This is a genomic window from Leptotrichia buccalis C-1013-b, from assembly GCF_000023905.1.
Classification (GTDB): domain Bacteria; phylum Fusobacteriota; class Fusobacteriia; order Fusobacteriales; family Leptotrichiaceae; genus Leptotrichia; species Leptotrichia buccalis.
This window is the reverse complement of sequence record NC_013192.1, coordinates 1636729-1654925: the sequence shown is the minus strand read 5'-3', so window position 1 is coordinate 1654925 and position 18197 is coordinate 1636729. Positions and strand designations below refer to the sequence as shown.

The 18197-nt window shown below is 29.0% G+C and carries 18 protein-coding genes and 1 riboswitch; of the genes, 13 read left to right on the top strand and 5 right to left on the bottom strand.

The window, feature by feature from the left end; genetic code table 11:
• Positions 1–448: 448 nt before the first annotated feature.
• A complete protein-coding gene (locus LEBU_RS07715) occupies positions 449–1663 on the bottom strand; it encodes a M20 metallopeptidase family protein (protein WP_015769776.1) in 1215 nt (404 codons plus the stop codon).
• A 175-nt stretch (positions 1664–1838) separates the two neighbouring features.
• Positions 1839–2594 carry a hypothetical protein gene (locus tag LEBU_RS07710; RefSeq protein ID WP_015769775.1) on the bottom strand — a complete coding sequence of 252 codons (756 nt, stop codon included), beginning with the start codon at positions 2592–2594 and terminating at the stop codon, positions 1839–1841.
• A 352-nt stretch (positions 2595–2946) separates the two neighbouring features.
• Here LEBU_RS07710 and LEBU_RS07705 point away from each other — a divergent pair, with 352 nt between their 5' ends.
• The 5 genes from LEBU_RS07705 to LEBU_RS07685 all read left to right on the top strand — a co-directional run bounded on the left by LEBU_RS07705 (position 2947) and on the right by LEBU_RS07685 (position 8081).
• Positions 2947–3648, top strand: a complete 702-nt coding sequence (locus LEBU_RS07705) for an alpha/beta hydrolase (protein WP_015769774.1) — start codon at positions 2947–2949, stop codon at positions 3646–3648.
• Between the two features lie 150 nt (positions 3649–3798).
• Positions 3799–3936, top strand: a riboswitch (FMN riboswitch).
• Between the two features lie 287 nt (positions 3937–4223).
• On the top strand, positions 4224–4688 hold the full coding sequence (gene ribH / locus LEBU_RS07700) for a 6,7-dimethyl-8-ribityllumazine synthase (RefSeq protein ID WP_015769773.1): 465 nt from the start codon (positions 4224–4226) through the stop codon (positions 4686–4688).
• 86 nt (positions 4689–4774) lie between these two features.
• On the top strand, positions 4775–5890 hold the full coding sequence (gene ribD / locus LEBU_RS07695; protein WP_015769772.1) for a bifunctional diaminohydroxyphosphoribosylaminopyrimidine deaminase/5-amino-6-(5-phosphoribosylamino)uracil reductase RibD: 1116 nt from the start codon (positions 4775–4777) through the stop codon (positions 5888–5890).
• Between the two features lie 249 nt (positions 5891–6139).
• Entirely contained in the window at positions 6140–6829 is a 690-nt protein-coding gene (locus LEBU_RS07690) for a riboflavin synthase (protein WP_015769771.1), read from the top strand.
• A 31-nt stretch (positions 6830–6860) separates the two neighbouring features.
• Positions 6861–8081, top strand: coding sequence for a bifunctional 3,4-dihydroxy-2-butanone-4-phosphate synthase/GTP cyclohydrolase II (locus LEBU_RS07685; RefSeq protein ID WP_015769770.1), 1221 nt, complete (start codon positions 6861–6863; stop codon positions 8079–8081).
• A gap of 66 nt (positions 8082–8147) precedes the next feature.
• Here the strand turns inward: LEBU_RS07685 and asnA are convergent, their stop codons facing one another.
• Both asnA and LEBU_RS07675 read right to left on the bottom strand, forming a co-directional pair.
• The gene (gene asnA, locus LEBU_RS07680) at positions 8148–9164 is read right to left on the bottom strand and encodes an aspartate--ammonia ligase (protein WP_015769769.1); all 1017 of its coding nucleotides are present in this window, start codon (positions 9162–9164) and stop codon (positions 8148–8150) included.
• Between the two features lie 114 nt (positions 9165–9278).
• Positions 9279–10061, bottom strand: coding sequence for a nucleotidyltransferase domain-containing protein (locus LEBU_RS07675; RefSeq protein WP_015769768.1), 783 nt, complete (start codon positions 10059–10061; stop codon positions 9279–9281).
• A 312-nt stretch (positions 10062–10373) separates the two neighbouring features.
• On the opposite strand from LEBU_RS07675, the gene LEBU_RS07670 reads away from it, so the two are divergent.
• The 4 genes from LEBU_RS07670 to LEBU_RS07655 all read left to right on the top strand — a co-directional run bounded on the left by LEBU_RS07670 (position 10374) and on the right by LEBU_RS07655 (position 13791).
• On the top strand, positions 10374–11267 hold the full coding sequence (locus LEBU_RS07670; protein WP_041760632.1) for a LysR family transcriptional regulator: 894 nt from the start codon (positions 10374–10376) through the stop codon (positions 11265–11267).
• 46 nt (positions 11268–11313) lie between these two features.
• Entirely contained in the window at positions 11314–11898 is a 585-nt protein-coding gene (gene gmhA, locus LEBU_RS07665) for a D-sedoheptulose 7-phosphate isomerase (protein WP_015769766.1), read from the top strand.
• A gap of 35 nt (positions 11899–11933) precedes the next feature.
• The gene (locus LEBU_RS07660) at positions 11934–13304 is read left to right on the top strand and encodes an MATE family efflux transporter (protein WP_015769765.1); all 1371 of its coding nucleotides are present in this window, start codon (positions 11934–11936) and stop codon (positions 13302–13304) included.
• Positions 13305–13455: 151 nt separating this feature from the next.
• Complete coding sequence (locus LEBU_RS07655) at positions 13456–13791, top strand: MliC family protein (protein ID WP_015769764.1); 336 nt, start codon at positions 13456–13458, stop codon at positions 13789–13791.
• Positions 13792–13904: 113 nt separating this feature from the next.
• Here the strand turns inward: LEBU_RS07655 and LEBU_RS07650 are convergent, their stop codons facing one another.
• Positions 13905–14834 carry a cation diffusion facilitator family transporter gene (locus tag LEBU_RS07650; RefSeq protein ID WP_015769763.1) on the bottom strand — a complete coding sequence of 310 codons (930 nt, stop codon included), beginning with the start codon at positions 14832–14834 and terminating at the stop codon, positions 13905–13907.
• Between the two features lie 251 nt (positions 14835–15085).
• On the opposite strand from LEBU_RS07650, the gene LEBU_RS07645 reads away from it, so the two are divergent.
• The 4 genes from LEBU_RS07645 (at position 15086) to LEBU_RS07630 (ending at position 17971) form a co-directional block, all read left to right on the top strand.
• Positions 15086–15916: a tetratricopeptide repeat protein gene (locus LEBU_RS07645; protein ID WP_015769762.1), complete on the top strand. Its 831-nt coding sequence runs from the start codon at positions 15086–15088 to the stop codon at positions 15914–15916.
• An 83-nt stretch (positions 15917–15999) separates the two neighbouring features.
• Positions 16000–16893 carry a DUF4037 domain-containing protein gene (locus LEBU_RS07640; RefSeq protein ID WP_015769761.1) on the top strand — a complete coding sequence of 298 codons (894 nt, stop codon included), beginning with the start codon at positions 16000–16002 and terminating at the stop codon, positions 16891–16893.
• A gap of 58 nt (positions 16894–16951) precedes the next feature.
• The gene (locus tag LEBU_RS07635; protein ID WP_015769760.1) at positions 16952–17575 is read left to right on the top strand and encodes a DUF4125 family protein; all 624 of its coding nucleotides are present in this window, start codon (positions 16952–16954) and stop codon (positions 17573–17575) included.
• 24 nt (positions 17576–17599) lie between these two features.
• Complete coding sequence (locus LEBU_RS07630; protein ID WP_015769759.1) at positions 17600–17971, top strand: hypothetical protein; 372 nt, start codon at positions 17600–17602, stop codon at positions 17969–17971.
• Positions 17972–18197: the final 226 nt, after the last annotated feature.

Sequence of the window (18197 nt, the reverse complement as noted above, 5' to 3'; positions counted from 1 at the left end):
TAATTTAATTACAACCGCTGGTTTAATTAAAATAAAATCAAGCAAAATTTAAAAATATAAATAGGAAAAATAAAGTTTTATACTAAACCCCATTTAAATAACGAATTTATTACAAATTTTTCTAATAAAGGATATAAACCTAATATTTTCAAGTAATTTAAGATATAATTTTTATTTTTTAAACAGAGTTTAGTATGAACTAATCCGTCGGAGCATTTTTCTGTGCTGGCAAAACTGTTTGAGCATAGCGAGTTTTTTGTCAGTTCAGAAAAATGTCGTAGACTAGCCATAGGTTGTAGGATTTGCGGCAATGAGCAATCCTACGAATATAAAAAATAAAAAAGTTGAATGATTATAAATTAGCTATTGAATAATTCTATTATAAAAATTTATTCTCATTTTTAAATGGGGTTTAGTATTAATCAATAAATTTATAATAAAAAAACTTTTATTTCAAATATTCTAAAATATTTTTCAATTGTAATCCCATTCCGATTTTTAAACTTTCCTCATCAATATTAAATTTTGGATGGTGCAAATCGTAAATTAAGCCTTTTTCTTCCACTCTTGTTCCCAGTCTGAAAAAACATCCAGGAATTTCGTTTAAGAAATAACTTACATCTTCCACATCCATTCTAGGCTGTTTTATTAATTCCAAAGCATTTTCTCCGTATAAATCAACAATATTATTTTCTACTTTTTTTGTCATTTCTTCGTTGTTAATTACAGGAGCATAGCCACGCTTAATATCAACATTTACTGTTCCGCCTAGTGATTCTACAAATTTAGGGAGGTCTTTTTCAAGTGTTTCGATTATAAATGTTCTTGTTTCTTCGGACATTGTTCTTGCAGTTCCTTTCATTTCCACTTTATCGCATACTACGTTATCAGTAAAGCCTCCATTGAATGCTCCGATTGTAATTACGGATTCTTCTCTTGGATCAATTCTTCTACTAACTATTGACTGCAAGTATTCCATAACTTTTGCTCCGATTAAAATTGCATCAACTCCTTTGTGTGGCAATGCGGCGTGGGCAGAAAATCCGTTTATTGTAAGGTGTATTCTTGCTGATGAAGCATGTGCCTTTCCATATTTTATCCCAATTTTCCCAAGCTTTATTTCTGGAGCCATGTGTAATGCAAAAAAGGCGTCTATTTTTCGATTTTCATCATTTTCAAATTTTAATGCTCCATTTTTTATTATTCTATCAGCACCGCCAGTTGTTTCTTCCGCTGGCTGAAAGAAAAATCTCACAGTTCCATGCCATTTATCCTTGTTATCTGCCAAAATTTTTGCTACTCCAAGTTGAATAGTTGTATGTGCATCGTGTCCGCAAGCGTGCATTTTCCCAATATTTTTTGACTTATATTCAACTTCATTTTCTTCCAAAATTGGCAATGCGTCAATATCCGCACGAGTCGCGACTGTCTTATTTTTCATATTTTCCTTATCATTATAGATTGTTGCAACCACTCCAGTATTTATAATTTCAAAAAATTCAATCCCATTTTCCGTCAAAAATTTCTTTATTAATTTACTCGTTTCAATTTCTTCATCCCCAAGTTCAGGATTTTCGTGAATAGTTCGTCTAATTTTTACCATTTCATCATAAATTTTATCAACATTTTCATTTATAAACTCGTTAATTTTAAGCAATTCCATTTTTCCCTCATCTCTTTCTAAAACTCTGTTTTTTTATAATTTTATTATACCAAAAAATACTACCTTTGTAAATTTTTGAAAAATAAATGATAATATTTTAAATTGTAACGTAATTACATAAATCGCAATATTAATTACGGCATCACATTTATACCATAAACTTTTTATTGTAATTTTACCATTCATTTACAGAATATAAAAGAGCAAGCCTAATTTGTGTCAAAAGTTCTTCCGTAAGACTGTCATATTTACTTTCAAGCCCCTTTTCGTGTGCATAATAAGGAGGACTGTCATTCCAGGAACCCATTCCGCCAAAAACGTCAGAAATATCTGAGGCATAAAAAAGGAGTTTATTAATTTTGGGTAATTCAGAAAAATATATTCCATAAAAAGTTTTTTGTATATTTTCAATCTCTTCGCCATTTAAAATACTAATAGCTTTTCTAAAGATATTTCCAAAATTTTGAAAATCAATTTTATCAGCTAAAATTGCTATTCTATTCAATACATCTTTAAAATCTTCTGTATTATCATAAAATTTAGGTTTTGCTTTTAGAGGAGGTTCCCATTCATGTTCTGTGTAAATAATGTACCATTCATTATTGTAATCTTCCCATTTTGGAGTAAAATAAGTAACTAATTTATTGTCAAAAAAGCAGACTATACTAGCTTGACTTATATTAGTAAAATTAAGAAAATTACTATCTTTTATAGGTAGAGGAATTAAGAACTTAATATTTTGTAATCCTCTATCAATACAATAATCAAACCATTCCTCAACACTTTTAGCCTTATATTTTTTGTTATTAAAAAATATGAATGTAGCTTTTTTTTCATAATATATAGGTTTATATCTAATTCTGCTTCTTTTTTTTAAAGCACTTTTAGTACCCAGTACAATATTACATATTTGTGCTATTTCACCATTCATAAAATTAACCTCCATCTTAATATTTTGTATCTGATACTCATAATTTTTTATCGTTCTATTATCGTATCACGTGTTTATTTAAGCGTAAAAAGGGAAAATTGCTCTTTTTTAATTTCTTTGTGTTTTGTAATTTATCATTTTTTTCTTGGATAATAAATTTAAAGTCATAAAATAAAGTTTTTGCTGTATAATTTATTTTACTACAATTTCAAAAAAAATTAAATATATATAATTAAAGAAAAAACTATAATAATATCACAGAGAAATTTGAATAAAATTTCTTAAATATATGCTATAATTAAGTATATTAATCAAAATTTATTTGAAATAAAAATATTAAAAAGGAGCTACTATGAAAAAATTAAATTTAAGAATAGAAAATAAAGAGTGTATTTTGTATATAAAAGAAAATGAAAAAATTGACTACGTTTTGATACAGCCTGTAGACGAAAATGATATCAAAGTTCTAGATAATGAAGTTAAATATATTTCTGAAAATACAAATAAAAATTTTAGCCTTATTGCATTTAAAATAAACGACTGGAACAGCGAACTGACTCCATGGGAAATGCCACTTCTTCGTGGAAAAGGGAACTTTGGAAATGGAGCCGATAAAACGTTGAAGTTTATAAAAGAAAAATTGATTCCAAGTTTGGCAGAATTTATAAATATTCAAGATAAGAATGTGAAATATGTTTTAGGTGGATATTCTCTTGCTGGGTTATTTTCGCTGTGGAGTGGTTATAAGGTAAATATTTTTGCTGGAACAGCTGGAGTTTCACCATCAGTTTGGTATAAAAACTGGATGGATTTTGTAAAGGACAGTAAACCTTTAGTAAATAATATTTATTTAAGTCTTGGAGATTTAGAAGAGAAGACTAAACATCAGACTTTATCGAAAATAGGAGATAATATAAGAGAATATATTGAAATTTTAGAAAATTCTGAAAATGTTAAAAACTGCATTTTAGATTGGAATGAAGGAAATCATTTTAAAGATTCTGACATACGGATAGGAAAAGGATTTGTATGGCTTTTACACACAAACGAATGAAAAGAATACGATAAAAGGTATACATAGATTATGTAATATATTGTGACAAATTTAAAAAATATTTTAAAATATTTATGTGTTTATCTTGTTTCTTTAAAAAAACTCTTGTAATTAAATTAAAAAAGTGATATTATTAATTTAGAAATAAATTTAAAACTTCAGGGCAGGGCGAAATTCCCGACCGGTGGTAAAGTCCACGAGTTGTTTTTATTTTAATTAAAATGAAAACGACATGAACTGGTGTGATTCCAGTACCGATAGTTATAGTCTAGATGGTAGAAGTGAAATTGTTGGCTGTTTAAAATTATTTTTCAATTTTATTGTATTTTATATGCAATATTTTGAATAATTTTGATACATTCAGCATTAATTAAATTATATATCATCTACCTTTTAAATATCAAAAAAAGCCTTGAATTATAACGTTCTTGGCTTTTTTGTTTTATTAGCAAATAATGTTTTTAAATTTTATTTTTTTATTTAGTATGTCAAACCTCTTTGAAACCAGACTCATAAGTTATGATTTTTGTTTTTAAAGAGAATTAAAATATGGATAACGAGAGGATGATTTGAAAATGAGAACTTTTGAAGGAAAATTTGATGGAAGAGATGTAAGAATAGCGATTGTGGCTGGAAGATTTAACGAGTTTATTACTTCCAAATTAGTTGGCGGAGCTTTGGATGTATTGAAAAGAAATGATGTTTCTGAAGAAAGTATTGATATTGCCTGGGTTCCGGGAGCATTTGAAATACCTTTAATTACAAAAAAATTAGCAAATACTGGAAAATATGATGCGATAATTACTCTGGGAGCTGTAATAAAAGGGTCTACTCCACATTTTGACTATGTTTGTGCAGAAGTTTCAAAAGGAGTTTCTCAAATTTCATTACAAAGTGAATTACCTGTAATTTTTGGAGTTTTAACTACAAACAACATTGAAGAAACTATTGAAAGAGCTGGAACAAAAGCTGGAAATAAAGGGGCAGATGCTGCATTTTCTGCAATCGAAATGATTAATTTAATAAAAGAAATTGGATAAGAATTTTAGATGCCTAATTTATAGGTGGAGATGAATTTTACGAAAAAAGAAGGAAGATGTCTTGGATTATATAAAGGGAAAATAAAATGAAAGAAAACATTGATGAAAAATATATGAGAATGGCAATTGAACTAGCAAAAAAAGGAGCTAGGGCAGTTAATCCCAATCCAATGGTTGGAGCTGTTGTCGTTCAAGCTGGAAAAGTTATTGGAACTGGCTATCACAAGTATTTTGGAGGGCCTCACGCCGAAGTTTACGCTTTGGACGAAGCTTCAAAAAATTCTAAAGATTTATCAAATGCTACGATTTATGTTACATTGGAACCTTGCTCGCATTATGGAAAAACACCGCCTTGTGCAGAAAAAATTGTAAAATTGGGACTAAAAAGGTGTGTCATTGGCTCATCTGATCCAAACCCAAAAGTGGCTGGAAAAGGTGTACAAATATTGAAAAATGCTGGAATTGGAGTTGCTGAAAATGTTTTGAAAGAAGAATGCGACAAACTAAATCAAGTGTTTTTCAAATATATTCTGACAAAATTGCCATATTTATTTTTAAAATGTGCGATTACTCTAGATGGAAAAATTGCTACAAAAACAGGCAATTCCAAATGGATTACAAACGAAGCAGCACGTGAAAAAGTACAATTTTACCGAAATAAATTTATGGGAATAATGGTTGGCATAAATACTGTCCTAGCTGACAATCCAAGCCTTACTGCGAGAATTGAAAACGGTGTAAATCCATATAGAATCATTATTGATCCACATTTAAAAACTGAAAAAATTCATAATATTATTAAGGAAAATATTGATGAAAAGACGATAATTGTTACATCAGAAAAAAATAAAAATTCTGAAAAGCAGTTAGATTTTTCTGAAAATAACAAGGTTAAATTTGTATTTTTAAATGGTACAAAATTCAGCTTTAAAGAAATTCTTGAAAAAATTGGAACATTAGGAATTGACTCAATTTTACTGGAAGGTGGTCAATTACTTATTTCACAGGCATTTGAAGAAGATGTTATTGATGCTGGGGAGATTTTTATTGCTAATAAAATCTTAGGCGATACTGAAGGGAAATCTTTTATTGCTGGATTTGATAAGAAAAATATGGATGAATCCATCATTTTGAAAAACGTAAAATATAATATTTATGGAGAAAATGTTGGAATGGAATTTTTACAAAAAAGTTATAGTTAGTAGATTGACTATAGACATAATCTAAACTTTCTACTAGGCTGTGTCTGAAAACTCAAAATCTATGTTATTTTTAATGTTTTTTTGATTTTATAAATTATACAAATCACGATAAAATTAGTGTTTATTATTTTTGATTTTGGAAAAATTTGTTAAAAATTCATCATTTTGAGAGTTTTCAGACACGCCCTATTTATTTTAAACTAGAATTACTATAATTTAGAATAAAAAATTAAAAATCAGGAGAAAATTATGTTTACTGGTTTAGTTGAAGAAACTGGAAAAATTATTGATATTGCAAAAAAAACTGCAAGTATCGAAATTACAATAAGGGGGAAAAAAGTCGCTGAAAAAGCACAGATTGGGGATAGTATCGCTGTAAATGGAGTGTGCCTGACTGTTACAAAACTAAATGGAAATGACTTTACTGCTGATGTAATGTTTGAAACTATTGAAAGAAGTGGTTTAAAACGTGCTAAAGCTGGAGATATTGTAAATCTTGAAAAGTCACTTACACTTATGACTTTTTTAGGCGGACACCTTGTAATGGGGGATGTTGACTGTGAGGCTAAAATTGTATCAATTACAGATAAGGGGATTGCAAAAGTGTATGAATTTCAGCTGGATAAAAATTATAAAAATAATATGAAATATATTGTTGAAAAAGGACGTGTAACGATTGACGGAGCGAGCCTTACAGTAATTGATGTAGACGATAATGCTGGAATTTTCTCGGTTTCACTTATTCCTCACACGATTGAAAATATTACAGTCGGAATGAAGAAAACTGGAGATTTTGTAAATATTGAAACAGATTTGTTTGGAAAATATGTTGAAAAAATATTAAAGTTTAACAATTTTGAAAATGAAGAAAAAAATCAAAATAAAAAAGAGAAAAAATCAAATTTAACAATGGAATTTTTACAAAAAAATGGATTTTAATAAAAAATGTAAACGAAAGAAGTGATTTTAAATGTCAGAAACTAAACTAAAATTTGATAGTATCGAATCTGCTCTTGAAGATTTGAAAAATGGTGTTCCGGTCGTAGTTGTAGATGACGAAGATAGAGAAAATGAGGGAGATTTAATAATTCCAGCTGATACAGTAAATTATGAAACTTTGAATTTTATAATTAATGAGGCACGTGGGCTTATGTGTGTACCAATGTCCAAAAAAAGAGCAGAAGAACTTGAGTTAAACCCAATGATTCAGCATAATACTGATTATTACGGAACTGCCTTTACAGTGTCAGTTGACTCTCTCGAAGGCACAACTACTGGAATTTCCACAGGTGACAGGTTAAAGACAATAAAAGATTTGGCAGATCCTGCAAAAACGGCAAAAGACTTTAGAAAGCCTGGGCATATGTTTCCGCTGATTGCACGGGAAGGCGGAGTTTTGGAAAGAACTGGGCATACTGAAGCGGCTGTTGATTTATCTAGACTTGCAGGATTTTCTGAAGTGGCTGTAATTATGGAAATTTTAAGGGAAGACGGAGAAATGGCTCGCCGAAATGACTTATTTGAATTTTGTCAAAAACATAATTTAAAATTAATTACAATTGATGATTTAATTGTTTATATAAAAAAAAACGAAAAATTAGTTAAAAATGAAGCAGTTGTTGATATTCCAACACAATTTGGAAACTTTACTTTTGCAGGTTATAGCGATGAAATCGAACATAAAGAATATATTGCAGTTATGAAAGGCGAAATAAAAAATAAAGAAAATGTTACTGTCAGACTTCACTCTGAATGCCTAACAGGTGATGTTTTTGGTTCAAGACGGTGCGATTGTCAAGAACAGCTTCATAGAGCCTTACATGAACTGGAAGAAAGCGGAGAAGGGCTTATAATCTATTTACGTCAAGAAGGACGTGGAATTGGAATTTTGAATAAATTGAAGGCGTATAAATTGCAGGATGAAGGCTATGATACTGTTGAAGCAAATCATAAATTGGGATTTTCCGATGATTTAAGAGATTACGCTGTGGCAGCGCAAATTATAAAGGATTTGGGAATAAAATCTATTATTTTAAAAACTAATAATCCAAAGAAAATTGAAGGGCTTGAAAAATACGGAGTTAAAGTTGCTGGACGTACAGAAATTGAAATTACTGCAAATGATGTAGATAAAAGTTATTTAAAGGTAAAAAAAGAGAAAATGGGACATTTGCTGGAACAGGATTTATAATTTAAATAAAAAAGTGAAAAACTAAAATTAATTAGTAATTCACTTTTTTCTTTTATTTCAAATTTATTAATACCATAAAAGATTAATTCCGTTTTCCTTACATTCTTTTACGATTTCAGGAGTCCAAACTGAAGCCTGAACTTCTCCAATGTGAGCTTTTTGCAATAAGAACATACAAATTCTTGACTGTCCGATTCCTCCACCGATTGTTAATGGTAATTCATCATTTAAGAGCATTTTATGAAAAGAAAGATTTTTTCTTTCTTCTAGATTTAATTCCTTTAATTGACGTTCCAAAGCTGCTTTGTCTACACGAATTCCCATTGATGATAATTCCAGCGATCTGTCCAAAACTGGATTCCACATAATCAAATCTCCGTTTAATTCCCAGTCGTCATAATCTGGAGCACGTCCATCGTGTTTTTTTCCTGATTCTAGCACTTTTCCAATTTGCATAACGAAAATTGCACCATGTTCTTTTGCAAATTTATCTTCTCTTTCAGTTGGAATTAATTCAGGATATAAATTTTCTAATTCTTGTGAAGTAATAAATGTTACTTCTTTTGGTAAGAATTTTTCAAATTTTTCAAATTTTGTTGTCAATTCTTTTTCTGTATTTAAAAAGACTTGATATATTTTTTTTACAGTTTCCTTTAAAAATTCAACATTTCTATTTTCTTCTAAAATAACTTTTTCCCAGTCCCATTGGTCAACATAAATTGAATGTGTGTTATCCAAATCTTCATCTCTTCTGATAGCATTCATATCTGTGTAAATCCCTTTTCCAACTTCCAAGCCATATTGCTTCAATGCGATTCTTTTCCATTTTGCAAGTGAATGCACAATTTCCAATGTTACATCGGGCATTTCTTTCATTTCAAATGCCACAGGACGTTCCACACCATTCAAGTTATCATTAATACCAGCCGCCTTTCTAACAAACATAGGCGCTGAAATTCTTGTTAAATCCAGTGCTTTTGAAAGTTCCTTTTCAAAACAGTCTTTTACCACTTTTATAGCAATTTCTGTTTCCATAATCCCATATTTTGGATCATAATTTTTTGGAATTATAATACTTGACATATTCTCTCCTTCTTTCTCAGTTTTTTATTCTACCCGTAAATGTTATCAAAATTATTATCTATTGTCAAATCTTTTTCTTTAATTGAATTTATTTTATAAAAACTATTTAAAAATTTAGTGAGAAATCTTTTTTATATTATTTACAATATTTTCTATATCATTCATTAACAAAGATTGATTTTCTTCTGAATACATATGTGAAAAAAGAGAATTTAGATTTTCCCCAAAATTTTCAGGTAATACTTTGCATTGTTTTTTACAAAGTTGAACCAATCGTTTTTCACCTGGATGTGTTACTTCATTTATTGCGAATAATAAATCAAAATAAGAAGCTAGAAATTCAGTTGTTCTGTGGTTTATGCTAACAAAATCTTTTCTTGAAATTGCTTTTTTTATTTGGTTTGGGTATGCTGGCATTGAAGAATCAATTAATTCTAGCTGTCTTTTTATGATATTTTCTTTTAGCTGTTTTGGATAAGGTATTGAGTATTTATTTTTGTATTTTTCAAGTTTTCCATTTTTGTCATATAAAATTTTGCATGTAATTAAATTATGCCACATGCAAGTTGTGTAGGAATTGCTTGGTTGGCATTCAACAACTACCCTTTGAATACCTTTCATAAAGTCTTCCATATCCCGATATAAAATGTCAATTTCAATTCCATTGTTTAAAACACAGTTATCTTCGTATTCCCAAAAGCTGTTTCCAATTTCCATATAACTGCAGAATTTTTGTAGAATGTTTTTTCTTTTTTCTTCGCTAATTGGAGAATTTACATAAAGATATACGTCATAATCTGATTTTTCATCATAATTTTCTCCCGCTCGTGAGCCTCCTAATGCAATTGCTTCAATTTCTTCCAATAAAGATAGTTCTTTAAATAATTGTTCTACCATTTTTCCTCCTAATTTTAAATTTTAATACTTGTATTTTATCACTAAATATTTAATTTTTCTATAATTTTTTATTTGATTTAAAAATTTTTATAAAAAAATAATTTGATTACCAAAGTAGATAATGATATAATATCTGTGAATTTTAAAATAAATTCCAAAATTTATTGAATAAAATTATTTAAAAAAAGAAATTCAATCATTAATTAAAGTAATTTTAAATAAATTATTTTATTTTTCAATCTTATATTTACTGGACAAAAATATGTGTATGAGTTATAATAATATAAAAAATATATGATTGGAGAAATAACTGTGGATGTACATCATTTAAAAATTTTCTTTGAGGCATGCAAGGAAAAAAGTTTTACGAAAGCTGCAAAAAATTTATTTATAAGCCAATCTGCGGTATCAATACAAATAAAAAAATTGGAAACAAAATTAGGAATCCAGCTTATTGAAAGAAATTCTAAAAATTTTAGGTTGACTTTTGCGGGAAAAGAGCTTTATCGCATGTCAAAGGATGTTTTTGACAAGATTTTACGGGTAGAAAAAGAAATGGAAAAAATTTCACATTATGGCAAAGGGAAAATTTGCATAGGAGCAACTCACAATATTGGAGAACCTGTGCTGCCGAGAATTATGGTGGAATTTAAAAAGCATAATCCTGAAATTGAATTTGATTTGTATATAAAAAATCGTGAATCGCTTGTAAAACATTTGAAGGAAGGAACGGTTGACATTGCTTTAATGGAGGAATATTTCATTGAAGATAAGGAAATAAAGGTTATTGAAACTGAGGAATATCCATTTGTCGTTGTGGCAGGAAAGGAAATATCTGATTACAAGGAATTGAAGGAAATGCAGCTATTAAAGCGGGATACTGTGTTGACAAGCAAATATCTGGATTTATTTGAAAAAATAATAGGCTTTAATTTTGAAAACAGGATTGTCATAAATGGAAGTATTGAAACGATGAAAAACCTTATAAAAAGCGGACTTGGTTTTGCCGTTCTGCCATATTACAGTGTTTATGAGGAAATTGAAAAAGGTGCATTAAAAGTCATTCATAACTTTGAAAAATCCGAAGACAAGTTCCAAATTGCCTATATTCGTGAAAATGGAGAAAAACCCGGAATTTCCAAATTTGTAAAATTTGTGAAGGATTACAAGATTACTCCAGCATTATTTTCAGTAAAAAATAAATAGTAATTTAAACAAATAATTTATAAATAAATTTTAGAAGGGAAATTTTATGTTAAAAGAAAATATCAGAAATTCGTATTTGACAGCTTTTGAAACTGTGAAGACATTTGTAGAAAATGAGGAAAATATTGAAAAAACAGAAAAAATTGCACAAGAACTAGCACAAGCGTACAAAAATGGCAAAAAGTCGTTGATTGCAGGAAATGGTGGAAGTAACTGTGATGCAATGCACTTTGCTGAAGAATTTACAGGAAGATTTAGAAAAGATAGAAAAGCATTACCATCTATAAGTATTAGTGATTCTTCGCATATTACATGCGTTGGAAACGACTATGGATTTGACTTTATTTTTGCAAAAGGCGTGGAAGCGTTTGGGCAGGAAGGTGATTTTTTCTTTGGGATTTCAACTTCGGGAAATTCTAAAAATATAATTGAAGCTGTTAAATCAGCTAAGGAAAGAAATTTAAAAACAGTTGCATTACTTGGAAAAGATGGTGGAAAATTGAAGGGAGTATGTGACTATGAATTCATAATTCCTGGAGAAACATCAGACAGGATTCAGGAAGTTCACATGATGATTTTACACATTATAATTGAAGGCGTAGAAAGAATTTTATTTCCTGAAAATTACTAAAAATAATAATGCTTTTTGTAAATTCAAGGAGGAAGATGAAAAAAAGTGTAAATATAGAAAAAACTAGAAACTGGGAATATTTGAAATTAGCATTTGGATTTACATTGTCAACGCTGACAGTTCCTTTGCTAAATTCTGTTGACACAGCAGTTGTAGGAAATCTTTCAAATCCAGTCTTTATAGGTGGGGTAACACTTGGGGGAACGATTTTTAATACAATTTATTGGCTTTTTGGCTTTTTACGTATCAGCACATCGGGATATTCTGCAAAAGCTTTTGGAGAAAGCAACAGAAAGGAAGAAATTACAGTTTTAGTACGTCCCATGATAATTTCTGTTTTATTGGGAATTTTCTTTGTTTTGTTTCAAAAACCTATTTTATGGGGATTTACACATTTTTTTGATGCTGACAGGGAAATTACGAAATATATAGCAGTCTATTTTAATATTTTGATATGGGGAGCACCGTTTGTGCTCCTAAATTATACATTTTTAGGCTGGATAATGGGACGTAAGGAAATAAAAAAATGCCTGGTTTTGCAGCTTATGACAAATTTTATAAATATTGCTCTGGACATATATTTTGTAAAAGTTATGAAAATGGATGTTGCAGGAGTGGCGGTTGCTACTTTAATTTCTCAAATAACAACAACTCTTTTATCAGTTTTTATTATTTTAAAGACTTTTTCATTAAAGGAAATTTTATATAATATAAATTTAAAAGAAATTTTTGACAAAGCTGAAATAAAAAAGGTTGGAGCAGTAAATTTAGATTTAGTATTAAGAACAGTATGTCTTTTGGTAACAACAAATTTATTTTTGGAAAAAGCTGCACACAATGGAAAAATTATATTGGCTGCAAATTCCATATTATTTCAGGTTCAATATTTGATGTCGTACATTTTTGACGGTTTTGCCAACGCTTCAAGTGTATTTTCGGGTATAGCAGTGGGAGAGAAAGATTTTAAGAAACTAAAATGGGTAATGAGAAAATCAATTCATTTTTGTATCATAATCTCAGTATTTTTAAGTACAGCATTTATTTTAGGCGGTGAAAAGCTGCTATTATTTTACACAAAGAATACAGAAGTTATAAATATTGCAAATCAGTATAAAATGTGGATAATTGTATTCCCGATAGTTGTAAGTTTTGGATTAGTAATTTATGGAAATTTTACAGGCGCTACAGAAACAGCGTATATAAGGAATTCAATGTTACAATCGTTAGTAGTTTTCCTAATAGTGTATTTTACAGTAATACCAGTATATCAAAATCATGGATTATGGCTATCTTTCATAGTTTTTTCATTAGCAAGATCACTATTTTTAATGAGATATGTTAAAAAATTTTTGGAAAAATATAAATTGAAATTGAATAGAAGAACATCGATAAATAGTGCTGTTTAGTTTAGTTTTATATTTGTAACCTAATAAGATTTGTATATAAGGAAATTTTATTATGATTTCATTTTAAATAAATAGCTTTTTATAAGAAATTTAACAGTTTTATGTGGTATATTACTGTTGAAACAAAATTTAAAGAAAAGGAATGATGAAGATGAAATTATTGAAAAAATCAATGCTAGTATTGTCTGTAATGACATTAATTGGAGGAATGAGTTTTGCCGCAACAGCTAAGAAAAGACCTGCTGCAAGAAAGGTGGCTTCAGAATCATATACTTGCGGTTCTGAAAGAATAACAGTTTCTTATCCAGCAACAAATGCTGCTAGAGTAGTGACTAAAGCAGGAAAAGTTTATAACCTTAAAGTAGCAGTATCAGGCAGCGGATCAAGATACGTTTCTAAAAATGGAAATATCGAATTCTTCAAAGGTGGAAAAGATGCCATTTATAGAGGACCTAATGGCATTGAAAAATCTTGCACAAGAAGATAACAAAATTTATTCTTAATTAATTGAAAAACATAGCTAACAGATTAGAAAAAAGTCTGAAGGCTATGTTTTTTATTTTTTAGTTAGATTTTAGGCAATATCAAAAGAAGAAATAGCTAAAGATGCGGATTTATTTCAGGATTTTCAATTTGAACTGTCACATGCTCTATTCCGTATTCATTTTTTAGAAGTTTTACCACATCATTTACGATCTCGTAATCATTTACACCATCATACTCATCAAGTAAAATATGAAATGAGATACTTATATTTTCTTCAGAAATATTCCATAAATGAAATTCATGAATATCTTTTATTTTATCAATCGTCAAAATTTTATTATGAATTTCAGAAATATCTAAATTATTAGGTACAGCTTCCATTAAAATAAAAAACGTCTCTTTTGCAATTTTGAAACCTCCAATAAAAATAACAATGCTAATAATTATGCTTATAATTATGTCAAAAATCACAAGATTAGTTAATTTCAAAATAATCGCGGCAATTATAACTCCAACAGAATTTAATGTATCGCCTAAAAAATGCCACAATGCACTTTTCACATTAAGATTATTTTCTTTTTTCAAACTTTTCATAAGTACAAACATAAGTATTACATTAACCAAAAGTCCGATTACTGCAATTGTAAACATTGTAAAAAAATCAACATGCTCTGGATTGAAAAGCCGTTTTACAGCCTCAATAACTATTCCAACCGAAATTATCATAAGAGCTAGCCCATTTATAAATGCAGAAATTATCTCAATTCTTAAAAATCCGTAAGTAAAATTTTTGTTTGGCTTTTTGGCTGAAAAAAATACAGCAATAATGCTAAACAAAAGTGCAATAACATCCGAAAACATGTGAAATGAATCCGAAATAAGTGCCAGCGAGCCGCTAAATATTCCGCCAAATAATTCAACTAAAGCAAAAAATAGCGTCAGCAAAATTGAAGTTATTAAAGTTTTCTTTGATTGTGCTTGATATTTATAATGCTTTATATGATGGTACTTAAAATCAATTGTTTTCGTTTTTTCATTTTTCATTTTCTTTTTCCTTTCAAAACATTTAATCAATTTAATTATATAATGGGAGTTTTGTTATTTCAACAATATAATTTTATTTTATAGTAAAACTATTTTGAAATCTTAAAATTATTTTAAATATAGTTGCAGATTGTAATTTTGTATGGTAAACTTTTGGTAGAAATAACAAATTTAAAATTGAAATGTATTCAAATTATACTTTTGAAATACGAAAGTTAAACAATAAAATTAAGATGAAGGAGAAATTTAAAATGTCAAATATATTTGAAAAAAAGGTTAGAATAAATGAATTGACAAACTTGAGAAAAGAACTTATGCAACAGGGGAATGTTGTGGAAGAAGTTAAAGTATTAAAGGAATTAGCAGAACTTACACAAGAGGTTTTTGGTGAGGAAAGTGATGAAAATATTAAAATTTTGAATGAAGTTGGAGGAACTCTTAAATATGTTGGAGAGTTTGATACGGCGAAAGATGCTTTGCTGAAGGCACAAGGCTTTATTGAGAAAAAGTATGGGAAAGACAGTATTCCGTATGCGACTTGTAGCCTGAACTTGGCGGAAGTTTACAGATTTATGAAAAAGTATGATGAAACTGAAGATATGTATATTAATACTATGAAAATTTATGAAAATAATAATTTACAGAATGACTATGTTTATGCAAGTGTATGTAATAATTTGGCTTTGTTTTATCAGGAACTTGAAAGATACGAGGAAGCGATTGAATTGCAGGAAAAAAGTCTGGAAGTATTGGAAAAAGTCGGAGAAAATCCTATTCAGTATGCAATTACGCTAAGTAATCTTGTACAGCCTTATTTGAAAGTGAAAAACAAGGAAAAAGCTGAAGAATATTTGCAAAAATCGTTGGAATTAATTGAAAAGGAAGTTGGAAAAACTCATAACTTGTATGCAGCAGTCCTTAACAATATGGCAACTTTTTATTTTGCAGAAAATGAATATGAAAAAGCATTGGAACTGTTTGAGGAAAGTGCTGAAATTTGTGAAAAGACGTTTGGAAAAGAAAGCAATAATTACAAGAATATTTTGGAAAATATTGAAGTTGTGAAGGAAAAAATGGTTTAGATTTTTGGAAGAAGGAGAAAAAATGGATTCAAATAAAAATAAAAGGACTGGAACTTTCAAAAAAATATTTTGAAGAAGTTTATTTGCCAGTTATAAAAAGTGAATTTCCAGAAGTTTTTGAAAAAATGGCGGCTGGACTTGCGGGAGAAGGTTCCGAGTGTTTTGGGTTCGATGATGAAATTTCGCAGGATCATGATTTTGGGCCGTCCTGCTGTATTTGGCTAAGTTCGGAAGATTATGAGAAATATGGAGTTGCTTTACAAAAAAAGCTGAATGAATTGCCAAAGGAGTTTTTGGGATTTAAAGCATTGAATGTGAGCGAATTTGGGGATGGACGGCGTGGTGTCCTTAATATGGAAGACTGGTTTTTCAAATTTTTGGGAGATGTGAAAGCACCTGAGAATTTGTATGATTGGCGGTTAATTCCAGAAGAATTATTAGCAACAGCGGTTAATGGAGAGATTTTTATGGATAATTCAGGACAATTTACAAAAATTAGAAATGATTTGAAAAAATATTTTCCAGAAGATATACGGCTTAACAAAATTGCTACAAGATGTATGAAAATGGCACAATCTGGGCAATATAACTATTTACGGTGCATGAAAAGGAATGAAATTGTAGCAGCAAGGCTGGCAGAAACGGAATTTATCAATGAGGCGATACATATGATTTTTTTATTAAATAAAAAATATAAACTTTTTTACAAATGGATGCCAAAAGCCTTAAAAGATTTGAAAATTTTAGGCGAAAAAACTTATTTTCTAATTGAAGAACTAGTAAAATTGCCAACTGGTGCGATTAATCGAAAATTTCAAATTATTGAAGAAATAAGTGCCGATGTAATTTCGGAAATGAAAAATCAAGATATTGTTCCAAGACAATTAACAAGCGACTTTTTACAGGATTATGGGCCTTTTGTGCAAAATAAAATTGAAGATGAAAAATTAAGAAACTGGAATCCTGCGATGGATTAAAATAAAAAACAATTAACAAAATTAAAGAATATTGGATTTTAAAATAGGAGAATTAAAAATGGAAAGAGAAATTAGTAAAAAAGAAAGTTTTATTCGGCAAATTTTGAAAAGGGAATGGGAATTTTTTCAAAATGTTCACCATACGGAAGGAAGAGCAGAATGTCAGGATAATCCACAGGAATTTGAAATTATGAGGAGAAGCCAATGGGAAACATTGCCTGATGAAATTCTGGAAAGTTATCTGGAAGACTTGATTTTGGCAAAACATCGTGGAGAAAACATTGTTCAGGACAAATATGCCAGAATGATGAAATACAGCGTTCCAAAAGAATACGAGATAATCAAGGATTATTTGCCTGAAATCTCGCCAGCAAAAGAAGAGCTGGTACAAAAAATAGTAGAAATTTATTTGCATTGGGAAGAAGAAATAATAAAAAAATATCCAAAAGTTACTTCAAAAGGGCGTCCCTTATACTCAAAATATGACACTCCAAACTATACTTCAATTGAAACTTATTTGAAGGGAGAATTATCGTCATATTCAGTAAAAACATTGAAATTATATTACGAGTATATCCAAAGTTGTGTTACAAATAATGTAAACTTGGCAGAAAATAATTTGGAAAATATTGTACTGGAAAAAGGATATAAGACGATTGATGAAGCAGAGAAAAGTTTGTAAATTTATAAATTGAAGGGAAGATAAATGGTAAAAGTAAAGGAATTAATAGAACGTGGATTAGAGTTGTTTTCAAGAAATAGTGTAGGCAGGCTAGAAAAGTTTTTTGAATCAGCAAAACAAGAAAATCTAGATATAAGTTCAATTGATAAAAAATATATGAAATTTAAAAGAACTAAAAAGAAAAAACGATTTATAACAATTTTTAATTATTTTACTTTCGGATTTTCAGCAATAGGAAGAATGGCAAATATGGCTTATGATGCCGAAAGAAAGGAAGAATTTAAAAATGAAAGAATGAAATTGCAAGAGGAAATAAAGGATGTATTAGCGAATGAAAGTATAGATGATAATTCTAGGGAACTATTACAAATAATGGATTTCTATTTATATGATTAAAATTGCGAATTAGATTTATTGTCAAATCAAGTGAAACAAAAAGTAAAAATTAATTTTTTAAGTTTTTATGTTTAGATTAGAGTGTAAATAAAACAAAATTCAAACGAGTAAAAAACTGCGAAAAAAATTCCTTGTTTATTAAGTAGGGAATTTTTTTATTTGTAAAAAATATTTGATTTTTTCAGAAAATGTTGTATAATAATATTAATTTGAAATTAAAAATTAT

Coding starts and splice junctions, on each gene's coding strand:
- LEBU_RS07715 (WP_015769776.1), bottom strand. CDS start 1,663: ATGGAATTGCTTAAAATTAACGAGTTTATAAATGAAAATGTTGATAAA.
- LEBU_RS07710 (WP_015769775.1), bottom strand. CDS start 2,594: ATGAATGGTGAAATAGCACAAATATGTAATATTGTACTGGGTACTAAA.
- LEBU_RS07705 (WP_015769774.1), top strand. CDS start 2,947: ATGAAAAAATTAAATTTAAGAATAGAAAATAAAGAGTGTATTTTGTAT.
- ribH (WP_015769773.1), top strand. CDS start 4,224: ATGAGAACTTTTGAAGGAAAATTTGATGGAAGAGATGTAAGAATAGCG.
- ribD (WP_015769772.1), top strand. CDS start 4,775: ATGAAAGAAAACATTGATGAAAAATATATGAGAATGGCAATTGAACTA.
- LEBU_RS07690 (WP_015769771.1), top strand. CDS start 6,140: ATGTTTACTGGTTTAGTTGAAGAAACTGGAAAAATTATTGATATTGCA.
- LEBU_RS07685 (WP_015769770.1), top strand. CDS start 6,861: ATGTCAGAAACTAAACTAAAATTTGATAGTATCGAATCTGCTCTTGAA.
- asnA (WP_015769769.1), bottom strand. CDS start 9,164: ATGTCAAGTATTATAATTCCAAAAAATTATGATCCAAAATATGGGATT.
- LEBU_RS07675 (WP_015769768.1), bottom strand. CDS start 10,061: ATGGTAGAACAATTATTTAAAGAACTATCTTTATTGGAAGAAATTGAA.
- gmhA (WP_015769766.1), top strand. CDS start 11,314: ATGTTAAAAGAAAATATCAGAAATTCGTATTTGACAGCTTTTGAAACT.
- LEBU_RS07660 (WP_015769765.1), top strand. CDS start 11,934: ATGAAAAAAAGTGTAAATATAGAAAAAACTAGAAACTGGGAATATTTG.
- LEBU_RS07655 (WP_015769764.1), top strand. CDS start 13,456: ATGAAATTATTGAAAAAATCAATGCTAGTATTGTCTGTAATGACATTA.
- LEBU_RS07650 (WP_015769763.1), bottom strand. CDS start 14,834: ATGAAAAATGAAAAAACGAAAACAATTGATTTTAAGTACCATCATATA.
- LEBU_RS07645 (WP_015769762.1), top strand. CDS start 15,086: ATGTCAAATATATTTGAAAAAAAGGTTAGAATAAATGAATTGACAAAC.
- LEBU_RS07635 (WP_015769760.1), top strand. CDS start 16,952: ATGGAAAGAGAAATTAGTAAAAAAGAAAGTTTTATTCGGCAAATTTTG.
- LEBU_RS07630 (WP_015769759.1), top strand. CDS start 17,600: ATGGTAAAAGTAAAGGAATTAATAGAACGTGGATTAGAGTTGTTTTCA.